General features: G+C 47.2%; 17 protein-coding genes, 1 pseudogene and 1 riboswitch. Of the genes and pseudogenes, 11 read left to right on the top strand and 7 right to left on the bottom strand.

The annotated features are described in order from the left end of the window. The first annotated feature begins 64 nt into the window (after positions 1-64). Positions 65-1357, top strand: a complete 1293-nt coding sequence (locus R5H20_RS02980; RefSeq protein ID WP_040348472.1) for a Na+/H+ antiporter NhaC family protein — start codon at positions 65-67, stop codon at positions 1355-1357. Between the two features lie 38 nt (positions 1358-1395). On the opposite strand, the gene R5H20_RS02975 is transcribed toward R5H20_RS02980, so the two are convergent. Further along, positions 1396-2217, bottom strand: coding sequence for an EcsC family protein (locus R5H20_RS02975; RefSeq protein WP_006638756.1), 822 nt, complete (start codon positions 2215-2217; stop codon positions 1396-1398). 371 nt (positions 2218-2588) lie between these two features. Here R5H20_RS02975 and R5H20_RS02970 point away from each other — a divergent pair, with 371 nt between their 5' ends. Continuing rightward, on the top strand, positions 2589-2681 hold the full coding sequence (locus R5H20_RS02970) for a DUF2188 domain-containing protein (RefSeq protein WP_224254457.1): 93 nt from the start codon (positions 2589-2591) through the stop codon (positions 2679-2681). 28 nt (positions 2682-2709) lie between these two features. Here the strand turns inward: R5H20_RS02970 and R5H20_RS02965 are convergent, their stop codons facing one another. Continuing rightward, a complete protein-coding gene (locus tag R5H20_RS02965; protein WP_006638753.1) occupies positions 2710-3906 on the bottom strand; it encodes a macrolide family glycosyltransferase in 1197 nt (398 codons plus the stop codon). 306 nt (positions 3907-4212) lie between these two features. On the opposite strand from R5H20_RS02965, the gene aspA reads away from it, so the two are divergent. The 5 genes from aspA (at position 4213) to R5H20_RS02940 (ending at position 8377) form a co-directional block, all read left to right on the top strand. Then, positions 4213-5634: an aspartate ammonia-lyase gene (gene aspA, locus R5H20_RS02960; RefSeq protein ID WP_006638752.1), complete on the top strand. Its 1422-nt coding sequence runs from the start codon at positions 4213-4215 to the stop codon at positions 5632-5634. 97 nt (positions 5635-5731) lie between these two features. After that, the gene (locus tag R5H20_RS02955) at positions 5732-5992 is read left to right on the top strand and encodes a GlsB/YeaQ/YmgE family stress response membrane protein (RefSeq protein WP_006638751.1); all 261 of its coding nucleotides are present in this window, start codon (positions 5732-5734) and stop codon (positions 5990-5992) included. Positions 5993-6171: 179 nt separating this feature from the next. Further along, the gene (locus R5H20_RS02950) at positions 6172-7452 is read left to right on the top strand and encodes an Nramp family divalent metal transporter (protein WP_006638750.1); all 1281 of its coding nucleotides are present in this window, start codon (positions 6172-6174) and stop codon (positions 7450-7452) included. 57 nt (positions 7453-7509) lie between these two features. Continuing rightward, a complete protein-coding gene (locus R5H20_RS02945) occupies positions 7510-8058 on the top strand; it encodes a GNAT family N-acetyltransferase (RefSeq protein ID WP_006638749.1) in 549 nt (182 codons plus the stop codon). 67 nt (positions 8059-8125) lie between these two features. Next, positions 8126-8377 (top strand): hypothetical protein, encoded by a 252-nt coding sequence (locus R5H20_RS02940; RefSeq protein ID WP_006638748.1) that lies wholly within the window; start codon positions 8126-8128, stop codon positions 8375-8377. A 79-nt stretch (positions 8378-8456) separates the two neighbouring features. Here the strand turns inward: R5H20_RS02940 and R5H20_RS02935 are convergent, their stop codons facing one another. Next, positions 8457-9287, bottom strand: a complete 831-nt coding sequence (locus tag R5H20_RS02935; protein ID WP_006638747.1) for an SDR family NAD(P)-dependent oxidoreductase — start codon at positions 9285-9287, stop codon at positions 8457-8459. Positions 9288-9401: 114 nt separating this feature from the next. Between R5H20_RS02935 and R5H20_RS02930 the strand changes: the two genes are divergently transcribed. Beyond that, the gene (locus tag R5H20_RS02930) at positions 9402-10370 is read left to right on the top strand and encodes a helix-turn-helix transcriptional regulator (RefSeq protein ID WP_029418966.1); all 969 of its coding nucleotides are present in this window, start codon (positions 9402-9404) and stop codon (positions 10368-10370) included. 38 nt (positions 10371-10408) lie between these two features. Here R5H20_RS02930 and R5H20_RS02925 read toward each other — a convergent pair whose 3' ends face one another. Both R5H20_RS02925 and R5H20_RS02920 read right to left on the bottom strand, forming a co-directional pair. Continuing rightward, complete coding sequence (locus R5H20_RS02925; RefSeq protein ID WP_006638745.1) at positions 10409-12130, bottom strand: pyruvate oxidase; 1722 nt, start codon at positions 12128-12130, stop codon at positions 10409-10411. 111 nt (positions 12131-12241) lie between these two features. Beyond that, the gene (locus R5H20_RS02920; protein ID WP_006638744.1) at positions 12242-14062 is read right to left on the bottom strand and encodes an APC family permease; all 1821 of its coding nucleotides are present in this window, start codon (positions 14060-14062) and stop codon (positions 12242-12244) included. Positions 14063-14165: 103 nt separating this feature from the next. Continuing rightward, positions 14166-14312: riboswitch (cyclic di-AMP (ydaO/yuaA leader) on the bottom strand. A 438-nt stretch (positions 14313-14750) separates the two neighbouring features. Here R5H20_RS02920 and R5H20_RS02915 point away from each other — a divergent pair. After that, a pseudogene (locus R5H20_RS02915) lies at positions 14751-15298 on the top strand (class I SAM-dependent methyltransferase). 338 nt (positions 15299-15636) lie between these two features. Here R5H20_RS02915 and R5H20_RS02910 read toward each other — a convergent pair. Both R5H20_RS02910 and R5H20_RS02905 read right to left on the bottom strand, forming a co-directional pair. Continuing rightward, positions 15637-17820, bottom strand: coding sequence for a DNA topoisomerase III (locus R5H20_RS02910; protein ID WP_006638741.1), 2184 nt, complete (start codon positions 17818-17820; stop codon positions 15637-15639). 63 nt (positions 17821-17883) lie between these two features. Then, positions 17884-18318 carry a transcriptional regulator LrpC gene (locus tag R5H20_RS02905; RefSeq protein ID WP_006638740.1) on the bottom strand — a complete coding sequence of 145 codons (435 nt, stop codon included), beginning with the start codon at positions 18316-18318 and terminating at the stop codon, positions 17884-17886. Between the two features lie 116 nt (positions 18319-18434). Here R5H20_RS02905 and R5H20_RS02900 point away from each other — a divergent pair, with 116 nt between their 5' ends. Together R5H20_RS02900 and R5H20_RS02895 are read left to right on the top strand one after the other, a co-directional pair. Continuing rightward, positions 18435-18845 (top strand): carboxymuconolactone decarboxylase family protein, encoded by a 411-nt coding sequence (locus tag R5H20_RS02900; RefSeq protein ID WP_006638739.1) that lies wholly within the window; start codon positions 18435-18437, stop codon positions 18843-18845. Positions 18846-18920: 75 nt separating this feature from the next. Then, on the top strand, positions 18921-19217 hold the full coding sequence (locus R5H20_RS02895; protein WP_006638738.1) for a DUF3817 domain-containing protein: 297 nt from the start codon (positions 18921-18923) through the stop codon (positions 19215-19217). Positions 19218-19243 lie beyond the last annotated feature (26 nt).

Raw genomic sequence — 19243 nt, 5'->3', positions numbered from 1 at the left:
TTCGCCTTTTAAAGTGTTGGATATTGATGAAAAAGGGTTTGAAGAAATAGAAGAGGTGTACATCATGCAAAACCAAACCGGAAAAGCCTCCGGGCTTTTGCCGCTCTTATTATTTGTCTGTTTATTCGTTGGATCAGGGATTGTAACCGGCGATTTCTACAGCCTTCCAATAGTCGCCGCCGCTCTGATCGCTTCGGTTCTTTCATTGGCCATGAACCGAAAAGAGACGCTCAATCAAAAGACGGAGTGGTTCGCAAAAGGCGCGGGCCACCCCGATATTATGATTATGATCATGATTTTTATTTTGGCCGGCGCTTTTTCGTCTGCCACAAAAGCGATGGGAGCCGTAGACTCGACGGTGCATCTGGCCCTGTCGTTTATTCCTGAACAGTTTATGGTTCCAGGCTTATTTATCATCGCTGCCTTTATTTCAATTTCAATTGGAACCTCGACTGGAACGATCGCAGCTCTTGCTCCGATCGGCGCGGGAATCAGCGGCGAAATCGGCGTTTCTGCTGCGCTTTCGGTGGCTGCCGTTGTCGGCGGAGCGATGTTCGGCGACAATTTATCATTTATTTCTGATACGACGATTGCAGCGGTTCGTACACAGAAAACGAAAATGGCGGACAAGTTCAAAACCAATTTCTTGATCGTACTGCCCGCCGCGGTGATAACGGTCATACTGCTGGTCATCTTCTCTCAAGGCGGGCATCTTGGGGCTCAGGAAGCGGCATACAGCTGGGTGAAGGTGCTTCCATACCTTGGCGTGCTGATTTTTGCGCTTCTCGGGTTCAACGTTATGGCCGTCATCCTCGGCGGAATCGTTTTGTCCGGTGTTATCGGAATCTTTGACGGCAGCCTGACGCTTCACTCCTATTTAAGCGCCATCACTGAAGGGATCGGCGGCATGTCTGAGCTGATCATTTTGTCCCTTCTGATCGGCGGAATGGCGGAAATGATGAAGAGAAACGGCGGAATCGCCTTTCTGCTTCACTTCGTTTCAAACCGGATCCGTTCAAAAAAAGGAGCCGAAGCCGGAATCGCCGGACTTGTCAGCACCGCCAACCTGGCCACGGCCAACAATACGATAGCCATCATTACTGCAGGGCCGCTCGCCAAAGATTTATCAGATCAATACGGCATCGACAATCGCAAGTCGGCGAGCATCCTTGATATTTTTTCTTGCGCTATCCAGGGGCTGATCCCCTACGGCGCACAAATGCTGTCAGCGGCGCAAATTGCGAAAATATCGCCGATCAGCATTCTGCCTTATTCCTTTTATCCGATTTTGATCGGCATCTGCGGGATTGCCGCGATCATATTCGGGCTGCCGCGTTTCACAAGAACATCAAAATGATTTACGGGCTGCCGATCTAATCGGCAGCCCGTTTTTTCTTATTCCGCCTGTTCTCGCTCCAGCTCTGCAAGCTTTTCAAGGATTCTCCGTTTTTTATACATCATCATCCCTGCTTCAGCAACCCCGCCAACCATTGAGCGGTTTGAGATTGCCCCAAAGAGAATGCCGGCGACAGGCACCATTTGAAAGAGCTTTTTCCAGCCGAAAGAATCGCGGTACGTATAGACGACTTCCCGCCATCCCTGAATTTGCGAGATCATGTTCTGGCGTGCGCCGGGTTGTTGATGATATGTACTGAGCTCTTCGATGATCGCTTTTTTTCCGACTATGTCCGCCGCACTGAGCTGAAGGCATTTAATGATGAACATGCGCTCCATTTTATCCTTCGGATCGTAGCCGTATGAGACCGCGATATCCTGCAGCGTTTTCAAGGAAAGGCCGAGAATGGCGGGAATATCAACGGCAAGGGTAAACAAACCGCCGACACCCGTTGTCGCGCCTTGGACGGCAGCAGTGTTCGCCCTGTTTTTTCCCAGCTCTTCACAAATATGATCCATCACAGAGAGCGGTGCTTTTTTGATATCCTCAATTGTTTGAATCGTTTCTTCCGGAAGCTTTTTTTGAAACTGCCGGATGAGATGTTTTTCAGACGTCAAATATTGCCCGCCATTTTGAATAAAGCCTCCGATTTCATCGAGCAGGACGCCGATTTTATCCTGGATAAACGCCGGCGTAAGCTTGTCCAGCACTTTAAACGGAATCCGGCCGATCCGTTCCCAAAACCATACTTTCTGTTGTTCCTTTTCCCATTTCTCAATGGCTTTCAGCTGGGCCTCTAGGTCTGTCTGTTCATTATGCATGGAACGCCTGTCCTCCTTACCGTTTTTTATAGTATACAATGATCAGCCTTAAGAATCCGTGTTTTTTTACCTATACGAAAAAGGAGGGGTGAGAGGATGCCATGGTCAGTGAGCGATGATTATTCCGCTCAAAACAAAATCGCACGAGGGGTATGAAGAACGGAGCGTAATTCCGATCGCAATAAGCCGGGCAAAAGAGTGGGCTGAAAAACAGAAACCAAGACGTTTTTGGAAAATGATGGTGAGACAAAACTGGATGGCGGCGGATTGAATCAGCGCCCCGAGCTCACGGAAAAGCGCGGGCATGTCATAGGCCGGGCGGTGAAAGCCGATGATGCCAAGCGCGCCATTGAAGTGAAAAAACAAAGTCTGTGGCGGTGGAACGGGCGAAGGAAATCGGCCGCAATAAAGGAACCGCCGTCATCGTTCATAAGAAAGACGGCAGCATGATACGGATAGACTAAAAAAAGACGCTCCTGATGTTGGAGCGTCTCATGTTTGCCGGATGATGCCGAAAATGGCATCCGCCGCCCTGCTGTAGCCGCCGGCGTCCCGCAGCGACCGGCCGATGTCCGCGGCGCCGGCGGTATAGGAGCCGTTATTGATGATTTCTTCTATTTTTTGCCGCAGCACTGCTGAGGAGAGCTCCTTTTTGTCAAGCTTCAGCCCGGCCCCTGTCTTCTCGACCTGGGCGGCGACAAGAAATTGATCTCCTCCCATCGGGATGACGAGAAGCGGCGTATCGAAGTAGAGCCCTTCATTTGTGCTGTTCATTCCCCCGTGCGTGACGAATAAATCGGCTATTTTCAAAAGCTCCAGCTGCGGAATATACGGCCTAACAATAAAATGATCAGGGATCGGATCAAGATCGGCCGGGTCCGTATATTTGCCGATTGACATCACCACTTTGCCGTCAAAATCCTTCAGAGCTTCAATGCACATATTGTAAACCTCTTGTTGCCGATTAAAAATCGTCCCCATCGAAATGACGATGACTTTTTCACCCTCCAGTTCGACGAACGGAAAATCGGCAGATTCCGGCCGGCTGGTGATGGACGGCCCCACAAACAAATAATCGTCTCCAAACTTATCCGCTTGCGGCTGGAATTCTCTTGAAGTAAAGACAATCGTGATATCCCCCGGACAAAGGAAAACATCGAACGGATCCTCAAATCTGACTGGATAACGCTCGTTTAGTTCTGCAACCATCCGTTTGAATTTTTCAAAATAAGGTGAGCTTTCCAAGTCACCCTGCTTATTTTGAAACGATCTTCCCATGTCTTTATTGATCGCGAACGTCGTGCACAATGAGATGCCCGGAAGCCCAAGCTTTTCGGCAATGATTTTTCCCGCCAAAAAGTGATGATCAAAAATGACATAGTCGTACGTTTCATGGCGGACTTCTTCATATATCAGATCAACGATATCGATGGCTTTTTTCGCCATATGGTACATCATTTCGGCATAGTCCCTGTTTTCATCGCCCGTCATGTTTTTTCCAAAGGATATCGTCTCTCTGAAGTCCGGGTACAAACGGACCTCAGCCCCTGTTTTTTTGATTTTTTCTGCATATTCTTCAACAGCATAATAAACGATCGTCTCTCCCCTGCTTTGAAGCTCTTTTGTCACGCCTAAAGAGGGATTGATGTGACCTTCGCCGGGGAAGTTGATCATCAGCGCTTTTCCCATTGTGATCTTCCTTTCTTTTGAAATTTTATTAAGGACTTTACTACAAAAAAGCGTGATCGTAAAGTATTTAATTAAGTTAATAATAAATAGACATAACTATTTTACTATTTATATCTTTTTGCATATGTTTCCTTAAAAATTCCCCTGCATGCAAATAAGCGGATATGTTTAATAAAAAAGGGCTTTTTATTTCTTGACAGCCGGCATTTCCGAGCCAATTTTACTTTTTTTTCGTTCAAAAACTAAAACCCGGTGGTTCGTGGCACACTACAGCATAAGAAACAACATTACGGAGGATGTCAAACAATGGATACGAACACCACCCGGATTGAAAAAGATTTTTTAGGCGAAAAAGAAGTCCCAGCAGATGCATATTACGGCGTACAGACGATGAGGGCCGTTGAAAACTTTCCCATTACCGGCTATCAGATTGATGAAGAGCTCATTAAAGCGCTGGCGATGGTCAAAAAAGCCGCCGCCCTTTCCAATATGGAAATTAAGCGGCTGTATAAAGATCTTGGCGAAGTGATAGTAAAAGCGGCCGGTGAAGTGATAGACGGCCATTGGCATGATCATTTCATCGTCGATCCCATTCAGGGCGGAGCCGGAACTTCAATGAATATGAATACAAACGAGGTCATCGCCAACAGAGGATTAGAGCTTTTAGGGAGAGAAAAAGGAGATTACTTCCATTTAAGCCCCAATACTCACGTCAATATGGCCCAGTCAACGAATGACGTTTTTCCGACAGCCATTCATCTGGCAACCTTAAATCACATGAGAAAGCTGATAGCGACGATGGAGGATATGCTGGACGCCTTCCGAAAAAAAGCGGCTGAATTTGACTCCGTCATTAAAATGGGGAGGACCCATCTTCAAGACGCCGTGCCGATCCGCCTCGGGCAAGAGTTTGAAGCGTATTCGCGCGTCATCGAACGCGACATCGAGCGGATTAAACAATCCCGGCACCACCTCTATGAAGTCAACATGGGGGCGACGGCGGTGGGAACCGGCCTGAACGCCGATCCGAGATATATCAGAAACGTAGTCAAACATTTATCCGACATCAGCGGGTATGAGCTTGTCGGGGCAGAACACCTTGTCGACGCCACCCAAAATACGGACGCCTACACAGAGGTATCATCTGCACTGAAAGTAGGAATGATGAATATGTCCAAGATCGCCAATGACCTCCGTCTAATGGCGTCAGGCCCAAGGGCCGGACTCGCAGAGATCCGCCTCCCTCCCCGCCAGCCCGGTTCTTCCATTATGCCGGGCAAAGTGAATCCGGTGATGCCCGAGGTGATGAACCAGATCGCATTCCAGGTCATCGGCAATGACCATACCATTTGCCTTGCTTCTGAAGCGGGCCAGCTCGAATTAAACGTCATGGAGCCTGTCCTTGTATTTAATCTGCTGCAATCGATCAAGATCATGAACAACGGATTCCGCGTATTTACGGATTATTGTGTCGCAGGGATAGAAGCGAATGAAATCAGGCTGAAAGAATTCGTCGAAAAAAGCGTTGGCGTGATTACGGCGGTCAACCCCCACCTCGGCTATGAAGCCGCAGCGCGGATTGCAAAGGAAGCGATTGCCACAGGACGGTCTGTCCGCGAGCTCTGCCTGCTGCATGATGTTTTGACAGAGGAAGAGCTTGACTTGATTCTTGATCCTTATGAAATGACGCATCCCGGCATCGCCGGCGCTTCATTGCTTGAGGAATAAACGTCTTTTCAAACGCTGATATGCTTTCAAACGTTTATATTCGTCTTGGCAGGGCTAAAGACATAATATAAATCATTTGAAAGAGGGTGAAAGGACAATGTTAGGATTTCTCGTTTCAGTGATTGTTGCAATTGTCATCGGTTTAATCGGAGGTGCCATCGGCGGCAACGGCGCTCCGGGCGGCATCATCGGCTCAATGGTGGTCGGTTTTATCGGGGCCTGGATCGGCCATGGGCTGTTCGGCACTTGGGGCCCTGATATTGCGGGATTCGCCATCTTTCCCGCCATTATCGGCGCCGCGATTCTCGTCTTTATCTTAAGCCTGATCTTCCGCGGAAGAATGGGGTCTCAAGCATAAGCAGCATCCATGCCAGCATCGTTTCGCAGCGATGCTGGTTTTTGTTTGTGCAAAAATGCATACACTATAAAATCTAACAGTTGACAATTGATGATGGCAGGCATATGATGAACATATAATTTGCACTAAGGAAACATTTATAGCACAAGGAAAAACAACATAGAATCTAGGTGAATCAGATGATCAGTAACGATATGTCCAGACACACACAAATATCAAAAGACGCTCAAGACGCATTGGATGGAAAAAGCAGAGGCTTGAAAAGGCTTCTTCCCTTTTTAGGCCCGGCTTTTATAGCTGCCATCGCTTATATTGACCCGGGGAACTTTGCCACAAATATCGCTGCCGGTTCCAAATACGGGTATCTGCTATTATGGGTTATTCTTTTTTCTAATATTATGGCGCTTCTTATTCAGTCATTATCAGCAAAACTGGGGATTGCGACGGGAAAAAACCTGCCTGAGGTCGCCAGAGAGGAATTTCCAAAGCCGGTTTCTTTCGGCTTGTGGATTCAAGGCGAACTGGTCGTGATCGCGACAGACCTTGCCGAATTTATCGGCGCCGCGCTTGGACTTTATCTTTTGTTCGGCATTCCGCTTTTAGAGGCTTCCATCATTGCCGCTGTCGGGTCATTCGCGATTTTGGAACTGCAAAGACGCGGCTTCCGCCCCCTTGAAGCGGCGATTACCGGGATGCTGTTTATCGTCGTCATCGCGTTTGCTTTACAGACCTTTTTTGCAAAACCGGATCCCGTAGCGGTGCTTGAAGGGATGCTGGTTCCCCGCTTCAACGGCGCGGACAGTATTCTCTTGGCGGCGGGAATTCTCGGTGCGACGGTCATGCCTCATGCGATTTACCTTCACTCCGCACTCACACAGAGGAGAGTGGTCGGTAAAACGGAAGCGGAAAAGAAAAAGATTTTCCGCTTTGAATTCATCGATATTTTAATCGCGATGCTTGTCGCCGGGGCGATCAATGCCAGCATGCTGATTGTTGCCGCCGCATTATTCTTCAAAAACGGCATTTTCGTCGAGGACCTTGATGTGGCCTTTCATCACTTCAGCAGCATGGTCAGTCCGCTATCCGCCGTATTATTCGGCATCGGTCTTCTCATTGCCGGATTATCAAGCTCTTCTGTCGGGACGCTTTCAGGGGATATTATTATGCAGGGGTTTATCAATTTCAGGATTCCGCTTTACCTGAGACGTTTTATTACGATTCTGCCGCCGATCGCCATCATTGCATCAGGCGTCAATCCGACGACAGCTCTCGTGTTAAGCCAGGTCGTCCTGTCTTTCGGAATCGCCTTTGCCCTGATTCCGCTCATTTTATTTACGAGCAATAAACGGATTATGGGAAGCCTTACAAATGCGAAGTGGGTGACAGCCGTTTCCTGGCTCATCGCCGCGCTCATCGTCTCACTGAACATCTTCCTGATCTTTGATACAATTTTTGGTTAGAAAAGCTGACTTCGGTCGGCTTTTTTTATATGATACTGTTAAAAAGGAGGATCCTGGATGTTTACACTGACGATCAATGATGACTTGTATTTAAAGATGCTTGAACCGAAAGATGCGCGCGACGTTTATATGATGGTTCAGCAGTCTAAGCGTCATTTAAGAAAATGGCTGTTTTGGGTAGACGGGACGAAGAAGCTTGAAGACAGTGAAGCCTTTATTGAAGAAAGCATGAAGCAGACCGCGGCGAATAACGGTTTTCAGGCGGGGATCTGGTATCAAAACGAGTTCGCAGGAATCATCGGACTGCACTATGTCAATTGGATCAACCGCACGACTTCTCTGGGTTACTGGCTCGGGGAGCCGTTTCAGGGGAAAGGAATTATGACGGAGGCATGCCGCGCGCTGATTGACATGCTGTTCAATGATTATGAATTAAACCGGATCGAAATCAGGGCCGCAACAAAAAATATGAAAAGCCAGGCCATCCCTGAAAGGCTGGGCTTTACGAAAGAGGGCCGCCTCAGACAATGCGAATGGCTCCATGACCATTTTGCCGATCATTTCGTTTACGGCCTGCTGCGGGAAGACTACCAGAACATGATTTAGGAATTTGTCACACGCATTTTCACCTGAAATCTGGTATGATGAGATAAAAAAATATGGAGTTTTGAAGATGAAAGTACTGATATTATTTTACCTATGGATCATTCCGCTGATTGTCGGACTGATATTTTTTCTGATCACCCAAAAGACAAGCTTTCAAAAAAGATTTTATCCGGCCTTCTCGATGATCGGGCTGGCGGTGGTCATATTTGCTGTCTGCTATTTGATCGGTCAGCCGTATCTCGGGAATTTCTTCGGCGGCACAATGCTGTTCGGAACGGTTCTTCCATTCATGGCCGCGGCGATGAAGAAAAAGAAATGAGCTAATCATAAACAAAGTAAAATACACGGATTTAGAAAGCCTGCTTTCCGAACATGTCGGGGCAGGCTTTCCCGTTTTATCATTCAAACGGCGGAATTCTCCGGCCGTCTACATCTGTAAACCGGTATTCTTCCGCCAAGTCTCCGGCTCTGAGCACCTTGCCGCTTTTCTCTAAAATATTCGGATCACCTGCCAGACAGACCGCCGCCCGTCCGACATAATGCGGCGATTCCGTCCGCTCCAATTCCTCTTTTTCATGCCAGTGCCCCTCATCTGTCTGAAACGCCCGCAGCACGAGCTCCGTCCTCATAAAACCCGGAGACAATGCCAAAACGGCGATGCCATCCTTCTTCAGCTCAACCGAGAGTCCGTACGCCATCCGGTTCAACGCATTTTTGGCCAGATCGTAGTAAAAATTACCGATATACTTGTCTCTGTTCCAGAAGGTCGTGTGGATGATCACTCCCGCCCCATTTTGGCGAATAAGCGGTATGGCATAGTAATTGGTCATAAGCTGCGCGCGGACCCCTGCTGTGAACATATGATCCCAATGCTCTCGCGGCTGCTCCCAAAAAGAAGTTGATTCAATTTTCAGCTCGTTTCCGCCCCAGACATTGTTGACAAGGATATCGAGACGTCCTTGTTCTGCCCTGATTCGATCGATGAGACGCTCTGTTTCCGAGTCGTTCGTATGGTCGCATACCGCTCCCGCCGCTTTCCCTCCTGCTGCCTCAATTTCCGACACGGTATCATCAATCGAGCCGGGCCACCGGTTTGTCGTATTTCCTTTCGTGCTTCTTCCGCTGACATAGACCGTGGCCCCGGCCTTTCCCAATTCTATCGCAATCGCGCGGCCCGCTCCCCTGCTTGCACCCGTTACAAGCGCAATTTTTCCTTTCAAGCTTTCCATTTATCCGTCATTCCTTTCTTAGAGAATCGATGTCTATCATAAAGGTTTAATCTTGACACCTTTTGTCATGTTTTATTTAATGGAAGGCAGAACAAAGGAAAAAAGGTGATGGCGATGAGAGGAGACCGGCTGCTGTCAATTGTTTTGCTGTTGCAGTCTTACGGGCGGATGTCCGCAAAAACATTGGCCGAACAGCTTGAAGTGTCTGAACGTACGATCCACAGAGATATGGAAGCGCTCAGCAGAGCTGGAATACCCGTTTATGCAGAACGCGGGAAAAACGGCGGCTGGCGGCTGATGGAGGACTACCAAACAAAGCTTACAGGCTTAAAAGAACAGGAGATCAGATCGCTGTTCATTTCTCCTTCTTTACAGCTGCTTGAGGATCTCGGACTTGCCCGGTCTTCCCGGGAAGCGAGACATAAATTAATCGCCTCCCTTCCGCCTTTATACAGGGAACAGGCAAAGGAAGTGTGGAGCCGCATTCATATTGATACAGGCACTTGGCGAAACCAGAAAGAAAAAATAGCCGCTTTTGCCGTTCTTCAAAAAGCGATATGGAGAGAAAACAAGCTCAAGATCATTTATGAACGGGCAGACGGAAACACAAGCGTCCGGATTGTGTGTCCGCTTGGTCTGGCGGCAAAAGGGCGCGTCTGGTATCTTGTCGCGTCGCATGGAGAAAGCGTCAGAAACTACAGAGCTTCCCGCATCCGCTCTGCGGAGCCTCTCGACGAAACGTTTACCAGACCTGACGATTTTAATCTGGCCCAATATTGGGAAGCATCAATGAAATCGTTCATAGACAATCTGCCGACATACGAAGTACGCGGTTTGGCCGCACCAGCTATCGTTCCGAGGCTGATGTTCACGGGCCGGTTTGTGAAAGCCGTTGAAAAAGAGGCCCCAGGGGAGGATGGCTGGATACCGGTTACGTTCTCCTTTGATACAGAGAGGGAGGCAAAGGAATATGTATTGGGATTCGGCGATCAGCTAAAAGTGACGGAACCCCCGGAATTGCGCAAGGCCCTGATAAAAGCCGCTGAGGCGGCGGTCGACTTTTTCAGGCGGGAATACGAATGAAAAAATCACCTCTTAAAAAGAGGTGATCCGGGGATGGCCTAAAACAGACGCCTTAAGCTTTTCTTTAACGGAGGCAGGTCAAGCTCTTTTTTCTCAACGAATTTTTTCAGCATATATTTACTGAAGCTTGCTGCTTGTGTGTATGAAATTTTTCCCGGAAGCGGCGGTTCGTCTTCAATGGCCACATCAATGACGGCCGCTGTCTGTGACTTAAACGCGTTTTTCAGCGCAGGAATAAGCTCTTCATGCTTTTTCACGCTGAAGCCTTTTCCTCCGCACGCTTCTGCAAATTTGGCATAATCGACGTTTTCAAGCTTTGTTGCAAATTCAATATGCCCTTTTTCCTGCTGTTCATATTGAATCATGCCGAGGTTTTGATTGTTTAAGATGACGATGACAATCGGCAGATCATATTTAACCGCTGTCGGAAAGTCGTGCATTGACATACTGAAGCCGCCGTCTCCGCAAACGGCCACTGCCTGGCGCTCCGGGTGTGACAGCTTGGCGGCTATCGCGCCGGGCAGGCCGCAGCCCATCGTGCCGAGCCAGCTTGAAATGAGAAAGTCCTGATCGGCCATGTCAAAATGGCGGGCCATCCATACCGTCACATTACCGACGTCAACCGATAAAACCGCGTCGTCAGCCACCGCATCTTGAAGCCTTGCGATCACCTGCTGCGGCTTGAGCGGATCGGTCGCTTTCTGTTCATCCTTTTCAATATGGTACCGCCATTTGTTCATATACTCTGTACAGCTTTCCAAAAATGACCGGTTTGTTTTACGTTCGATTGTCTTTGTCAGCTCTGCCAGGCCTGTTTTTGCATCGCATACGAGTCCTGCCGTAACCGGATAGCGCTTCCCGATTTTCGCAGGATCAGCGTCAAGCTGAATCGCCGGGGTATCTTCCGGCAGATAATCCCGATACGGAAACGAGGTCCCCAGCATGATCAAAAGATCGCATTCTTCCATCGCTTCAGACGCCGGCTTTGTCCCGATATGGCCGAGATTCCCGAGCACATAAGGATGGCGGTCTGGAACAACGCCTTTCGCCGGGAGCGTAATGATGATCGGCGCCGCTGCTTTATCTGCAAATTCCAGCAGCTCATCTCCCGCTGATTTCATTCCTTTTCCGGCCAATATCACCGGCTGTTTCGCTTGATTGATCAATTGGGCGCACTGCAAAAGCTGGCTTTTTTTCGGCTGCAGTCCGCCATCGATATAAAGCGCCGACGTATAAGCAGGCTTCCGTTTGATTTTTTCCGCAAACAGGTCGTCTGATACGCTGAGGACGGCGACCCCTTTTTGGCTGTAGGCTGTCCGAATCGCCTGATTCAACAGGTCGGGGAGCGCTTCGGCTGAATGAACCTGCTGATTGAAAACAGATACATTCTCAAACATCCGCTCAAGACCGATTTCCTGAAACATATCCCTGCCGATTTCATTTGAGGCCACCTGCCCCGTAATGGCAAGCACCGGGACACCGTCCGCTTTTGCGTCATAAAGCCCGTTAAGCAGATGAACGGCGCCAGGCCCCGCTATCGAAAGACAGACGCCGATTTTCCCCGTCAATTTCGCATCAGCCGCGGCAGCAAGAGCGGCTGTTTCTTCATGGCGCACCTGAATAAAGCGGAGGCTGTTTTTTTCATGCCGCAATTCATTGATCAATTCATTGATGCTGTCTCCCGGCATGCCGTAAATATGATCGATATTCCATTCCTTCAGCAGTTCTGCTGCTATTTTTCCTGCGGTTTTGTATGCCATATCACGTCCTCCTTCCTTTCTTCCTTCCTTACCACATTCCATTTTTGCTCAAACGTCCCCCTGCGAATCCAAACAAAAAAAGCTTGCAGAGATGTGTCTCTGCAAGCTTTTTCACTTTTTAAAATGGTATGGGAGCGTGGCGACGACGATGTCTTTTTTCCATAAAAGTCTCAGCCGCAGCAAAAATGCGGACTGATTGTGAAGAATGTTGTGCCAGCTTTTTTTCGGGATAAACTGCGGAACAAGAACCATGACAGAATAGTTGTAAGTCGCCGCTTTCGCTTCAACCGTTTCCAGAAATTTTTCCAAAGGATAGATCAGGCTCCGGTATGACGAATAAAGCGTGACGAGTCTGACGCCGTTGTTCAGCTCCTCCCATTTTTTCTCGATCTTTTTCTCTTCTTCTTTGTCAAATGATACATGGACGGCAATCACCTGATCTGACAAGGTCTTCGCGTATTGGATCGACTTTTCGACGACGCTTGTCACACCGGCGACAGGGACGATGACGATGTTTCCTTCGATCGGTTCCAAAGGCTTTCCTGTCATCCTAAGCTGCTCGCCGACCGCATTATAGTGCTTTTTCACCGCGTAGAAGACCCAGATGACAATCGGCATGAAGACGAGGATCGGCCATACTAGCGGAAACTTTGTAATGAACAATATCAGCAGCACGGCGGCGGAGATCAAGGTGCCGATAGCATTGATCATCATTTTCCAAACCCAGCCGGCCGGCTTTTGCCTGATCCATTTCAGACACATGCCCGTTTGTGAAAGCGTAAACGGGATAAACACACCGACCGCGTATAAAGGAATGAGATGCTCCGTCTGTCCGTTAAATAATAGAATCAGCAAGATCGATGCAAAACCGAGAAAGATGATCCCGTTTGAATAGCCTAAGCGGTCGCCTCTGACCGTAAACATTCTCGGCATGTATTTATCCCGGGCCAAATTAAACGCAAGCTGCGGGAAGGCCGAAAATCCGGTGTTTGCGGCCAATACTAAAATCATCGAAGTCGTCCCCTGTATGAAAAAGTAAAGGAATGACCGCCCAAACGTTTCCGAGGCGATCTGGGAAACAACCGTTTCCTCGCCTTTCGGCATGATGCCGTAGCCGAACGCAAGCCACGTGATTCCGGAAAACAGAACGGCGAGCAATATTCCCATCATCACAAGGGTATTTGCGGCGTTTCTTGGCGCCGGGTCTCTAAAAGCCGGTATCGCATTCGAAATCGCCTCTACCCCCGTTAGTGCGGAACAGCCGGATGAAAAGGCTTTGAGCAGGAGAAACAGGGACAAGCCGGCGACAGGCGTCCCGATGGCTGCATGCTCCGCCGGTTCGATTTGTCCGGTCAGCAGTTTATAGCCGCCTACCGCAATCAGAATCAAGAGCGCGGCAACGAACAGGTAGACCGGATATGCCAATATCGAAGCAGATTCCGTCAATCCGCGCAAATTTAATATCATGATCAGCAAAACAAGTACGACCGCGATCAGCAAGTGATATGGATGTAAAGAAGGGAGCGCTGATGTGATCGCATCGGTTCCCGCTGACACGCTGACCGCGACTGTCAAAATGTAATCGACGAGCAGTGAGCCGCCTGCGAGAAGCCCCGGATTCACGCCGAGGTTTTCTCTTGATACAACATAGGCCCCTCCTCCATGCGGATAAGAGAAAATGATCTGTCGATACGAAAGGATTAATGCCGTCAACAGAATCAGAACACCTACCGCAATCGGCAGTGAATACCATAATGCAGCCGCACTGACAGCCGCCAATACGATTAAAATCTGCTCTGTACCGTAAGCGACGGAAGACAGAGCATCTGAGGATAGTAAAGCAAGCGCCTTTGTCTTCGTGATCTTTTGTTCCCCAAGCTCTTTTGATTTCAAAGGCTTACCGATTAAAAAGCGCTTTATTGTACTGTACATGATCGACTTCTCCTTCTTTGCTGGTTATTTCCGTATTTTTTCACACAAAAAAGCACAGAGGCAAACAGCCCCTGCGGAATCGGCTTTATGTGTTCCCAGGTGATTTCCCTCTCTCTTAACGCTTACGAGGTTAGCTGACGGATTCGGGCTCATGAGAGTTTGCCCTACCTTTTAAAAGGATTCACCCCAAAAGGCAATTATATGCCCCTGATTGGTTCCCCCGCTCTTTTAGATTAAGCGATTTTGAAATATACGTTTTATAGAGAGATCATACTCCCGTTTATGTCTGTTGTAAATACTTTTTTGGAATAGGCTATGTTAAATATTTATGTAGATATTTGATAAAAACAAAAGTTCTGGTCAGAGATTAAAAAACTGAATCAGATGGAATAATTCGGAATAATTATTCATTCCATTTCGTCATTTTCTGCAAGCAAACCCGTATTAAGAAGGAAAAAATGAAGATGATTGCATTTGTGTACATGGAGCTTCAATAATGATCACAGTCGATGAAAAAGATGGATGTAACGATTTAATGGTGCGGCTACCAAATACCTTCACCATATTCCAATTCTTAGCTGCTGACGGGCAATGAAACCTATCACTCAATAAAAACGTATCAATATGAGAAATTCCACTGACCAACTAATGAATTGATTAACATATATAGAATAGGAAATTTATGGAAATGGGTTTATTAAATCGTTTGATAGAACAAGCAAAAAATCCAAAAGGGTTTATTGGTTCAATTATGTTGAGAATAATGAATACTGCTCATACCGGAATGAACAAATGGGCTTTAGATAAGTTAAGGATTAGAGAAGATTCGAAATTTTGGACATCGGTTCTGGAGGGGGCAAAACAATACATGCACTGTACATAATAACCGAATACGGAAAATTATACGGTATTGATTACTCAAAACAAGCAGAAACATGTAAAGTAAACATTCGTCAAGCAAGTGTCTCCGATATTCCATTTCCGGGAAATGCCTTTGATATCGTAACTGCATGTCAAACGCATTACTTTTGGTCTGATTTAGAAAACGATGTAAAAGAAGTATTTAGGGTATTGAAACAAGATGGAAAATTTATGATTCTTGCCGAGTTATACAACATCAATTACCATATGAAATCTTGTAAAACTACGGAGGAAATGAAACAATTATTCTTTATAAGCGTAGAATTCTATGAGAATAAGAATAAAGGTTGGCTATGTATTATAGGGTTTAAATAGTAGTGTTAGATGTAGAGAAATATAAATCATTTAAGCTTCATTTCGCGTTCGAATTCATCAAAGTCAGAAAACTAAAGTGAGGAAACGTTATGACACTAATCCTGCAAAATATCGACTATTTTTTAACCGTCCTCTTGACTGTTTTTTTCTTATTCAAATTCGTTGAAGAAATAAGAAATCAAAAGAGAATTCCTGTCATCATGATCTTTCTATGCATAAGTTTATATTTTTTGACGAAAACGTTCTTTGTGCTTCGTATCATGTTTAACTGATGAAGCCGTTTGATTTGGAATGATGGATCAGCACAAAACAACCTGCCGATTGGCAGGTTGTTTTGGTTATTGATCAAGCTTCAGCTTTTTCAGCTGTTCGGCGAGCGCGTTGTTGATCGGCTCGTCTTTGTTTTGTTTTTTCATATAAGTGTGTACATCGCGTTTTGATGCTTTTGAGTTTTTGTCGTTTGCTCTGCGTTTTTCAAATACGGAGAGCTTTTCGCGGTGGCCGCAGACGCATGCGAAGGTCTGGCCCTCCCCGTGGCCGCGCAGTTCCATGCGTTTATGGCAAACCGGGCAGCGGGCGTTGGTTTGTTTGGCGATTGTTTTTCTGTGGCCGCATTCCCTGTCCTGACAGACGAGCATTGTGCCGCGTTTTCCGTTCACTTTCAGCATCAATTTTCCGCATTCCGGACAGTGCGTGCCTGTGATATTATCATGCTTAAATTTTTGATCGCTGCTTTTGATTTCCTTGATCGTCTGCTTCGTGTACTCTTTCATTTCCTTGATGAAAGCAGAGGATTTCAGCTTGCCTTTTGCAATGCCTGAGAGCTTTTGTTCCCATTCCGCCGTAAGCGCCGGGGATTTTAAGTCTGACGGGACAAGCTCCAGCAGCTGTTTTCCTTTCGAAGTGATGAAAATGTCTTTGCCTTTTTTCTCGATCAGGAATGTATTGAACAGCTTTTCAATAATGTCGGCCCGGGTGGCGACCGTACCGAGGCCGCCCGTCTCTCCGAGCGTTTTGACGAGATTTTTTTCCTCGCCCTGCATAAATGCGGCCGGGTTTTCCATCGCGGACAGAAGCGTTCCTTCATTGAAGCGGGCGGGCGGTTTTGTTTCGCCCTTTGTCTCTGTCAATGAACGGACAGATAGCGTATCACCTTTTTTAAGCTTCGGAAGGGTTTGATCCTTTTCTTCCTCATCGTCATCTTCCTCAGCATAGTCATATACGGCTTTCCATCCTTGGGACTGAACGGTTTTTCCCTTGGCGGTAAACGTTTCTCCGCCGATTTCGGCGAGCACCTTTGTTTCTTCATATTCAAACGGAGGCATCAACACCGCGAGGAAACGCTTCGCAATCAGATCATAAAGCTTTCTTTCCTTATCGCTTAAAGCGCCGAGTGAAAGCGGTTCTTCCGTCGGAATGATCGCGTGGTGATCAGAGACCTTCGCGTCATTGACAAAGCTTTTGCCCGCTTTAATGCCCCGCTGCAAAATCCGGCTGACATGCTGGGCATACGGCTTGACCTGCATCCCTTCGAGACGGTCTTTCAACGTCGGAACGATGTCGTTTGAAAGGAACCTGGAATCCGTCCGAGGATAGGTGACCAGCTTGTGCTGTTCATAAAGCTTTTGCAAAACGGACAGCGTTTCTTTTGCGGAAAAGCCGAAGCGTTTATGTGCATCCCTTTGCAGCTCTGTTAAATCATAAAGGCCCGGTGCAAAACTCTTTTTCGCCGTTTTCTTCAAATCGCTAATGACGGCCGGCTTGCCTTGGAGCGCTTTGGCGAGCTGAGATGTTACAGACGCATTGAATGTCCGGCTCTGCTTCGTTTTTTTGTCCTGCCATGTCAGCGTCATGCCGTCAACTGCGGCGCGCAGGCCGTAGTAAGGAACTGGTTTAAAGTTTTTAATGTCTTCCTCTCTTTTGGCGATCATCGCCAATGTCGGCGTCTGCACGCGTCCGCAGGAAAGCTGGGCATTGAATTTCGTCGTCAGCGCCCTAGTCGCATTAATGCCGACGATCCAGTCCGCTTCCGCTCTCGCCACGGCTGAATGGTACAGATTTTCAAATTCTTTGCCGCTTTTCAGATTTTTAAATCCGTCTTTAATCGCTTTGTCTGTAACAGATGAAATCCATAAGCGTTTCAGCGGCTTGTTCACCTTTGCCTTTTCGATGATCCAGCGGGCGACGAGCTCGCCTTCCCGTCCCGCATCAGTGGCAATCACGATGTCTTTGACGTCTTTTCTGATCAGCTGCGATTTGACCGCCTGAAACTGCTTGCCCGTCTTTTTAATGACGACAAGTTTTAAAGGTTCAGGGATAATCGGCAGGTCTTCGAGGCGCCATGATTGATATTCCTTTCCATAGCCTTCAGGGTCTGCCAATGTCACTAAATGGCCGAGCGCCCATGTTACAATGTAGCGGTCCCCTTCAAGATAGCCGTTTCCTTTTTTATGACACTTCAGCACTCGGGCCAAATCCCGACCAACCGAAGGTTTTTCTGCTAAAACCACTGTTTTTGCCAAGTCTATCACTTCTCTTTCTTATTCATCCATCCTTTTATTATAACAGATGAAAAGGATTCATCCCTAACGTTCAAATTCCTTCGTTTTGATTTCTGAAAAAATAACATGTGTCACGGTTTGGGCGTAAGGGGATGTTTGGTTAATAAATTCTTCTATTTGCTCAAGGCTTTCGGCGTTTATTTTCAGCATATAACATGCCGCCCCTGCGATTCTGTAGCAAAATTCGATATTCGGAAGACGTTCAATATAAGTTTTGAACCTTTCATATTCACCGTTCTTGACCGTCGCTTCAATGATGCATGATACAGGGAGTCCGATCTTCTGATAATCGATTTCCAGCGTATATTTTTGAATGACGCCGAATGATTCAAGCCGCCTGACCCTTTCGGTCACAGACGGTGCTGAAAGGCTGACCTTTCGCCCGAGCTCCCTCATCGACAAACGGCTGTCTTTGTTTAATTCTTTGATAATCATAAGATCAAGATCATCTAATTTCATTTGAAAATCAGTCTCCTTCATTTCATTTCAATATTTAAATATTAACAGACATCCCTTTACAAATGAAATTCCTATTTTCGTTTGAGTTAGATATGATAATAGAGAGGTGATCAGAAATGACAAGAATTCAACCATCACAAAAAGGAGACACCCCGTTTCAGCTGCTGTTGGGATATTCAGACTCTCTGCTGTCAACTTGGACAGCCTTAGCTGACGAGCTTTCAGGGGACGGTTTTTTATCAAAGGAGCTGAAGGAGCAGGTGCGCAGAGTGCTGGCTCAGGGAAACGGCTGTGAATATTGCAAAGCAAAAGGCAAACCTGAAGCGTCAAATCTGGAAAAAACAAGTCTTGCCATGGGCTTTGCCGAAGTATTTCTTTCTCAAAGGCAACAGGTCTCAGACAGGCAGTTCGCTGTGTTGAAAGAGACGTTTTCCGATGAGGAGATCTCAGAACTGATAGCATTTATCTGTTTTACAACGGCACAGCAATATTTCGGGGCGTTAATGAAAATTCCGGCCGCAACATAACCGCAGGCCTGTTCTATTTATCCTTTTTTTAGTCTATATTATAGAGGTAATACTTAGATTAGAGGGAGGTATCACATGCTGCAAACGCCGATTGGACGCCTTCGCGCGATGGGTTTTATTGAAGGCATGTCACTGCTTATCCTGCTATTTGTCGCTATGCCTCTGAAATACTGGGCGGGCTACCCGATGGCCGTCACGATCGTCGGCTCGCTTCACGGCGGATTATTTATCATCTATCTGATTGTCCTTTTATATGTGACATTCACCTTGAGATGGTCGCTGAAATGGCCTGCCGCGGGTCTTGTCGTCGCTTTTATCCCTTTTGGAAACTTCCTTTATGACCGCGGACTCAAAACATTTGATCCATCATAAAAGATCCGCCGTTTGTTTCGGCGGAT

Origin of the sequence: Bacillus sp. KICET-3 (assembly GCF_033261025.1) — a bacterium.
In the GTDB taxonomy this organism is placed as follows: Bacteria; Bacillota; Bacilli; order Bacillales; family Bacillaceae; genus Bacillus; species Bacillus sonorensis.
Note: the sequence above shows the minus strand (reverse complement) of the source record. Positions and strands in the feature narration are given on the sequence as shown.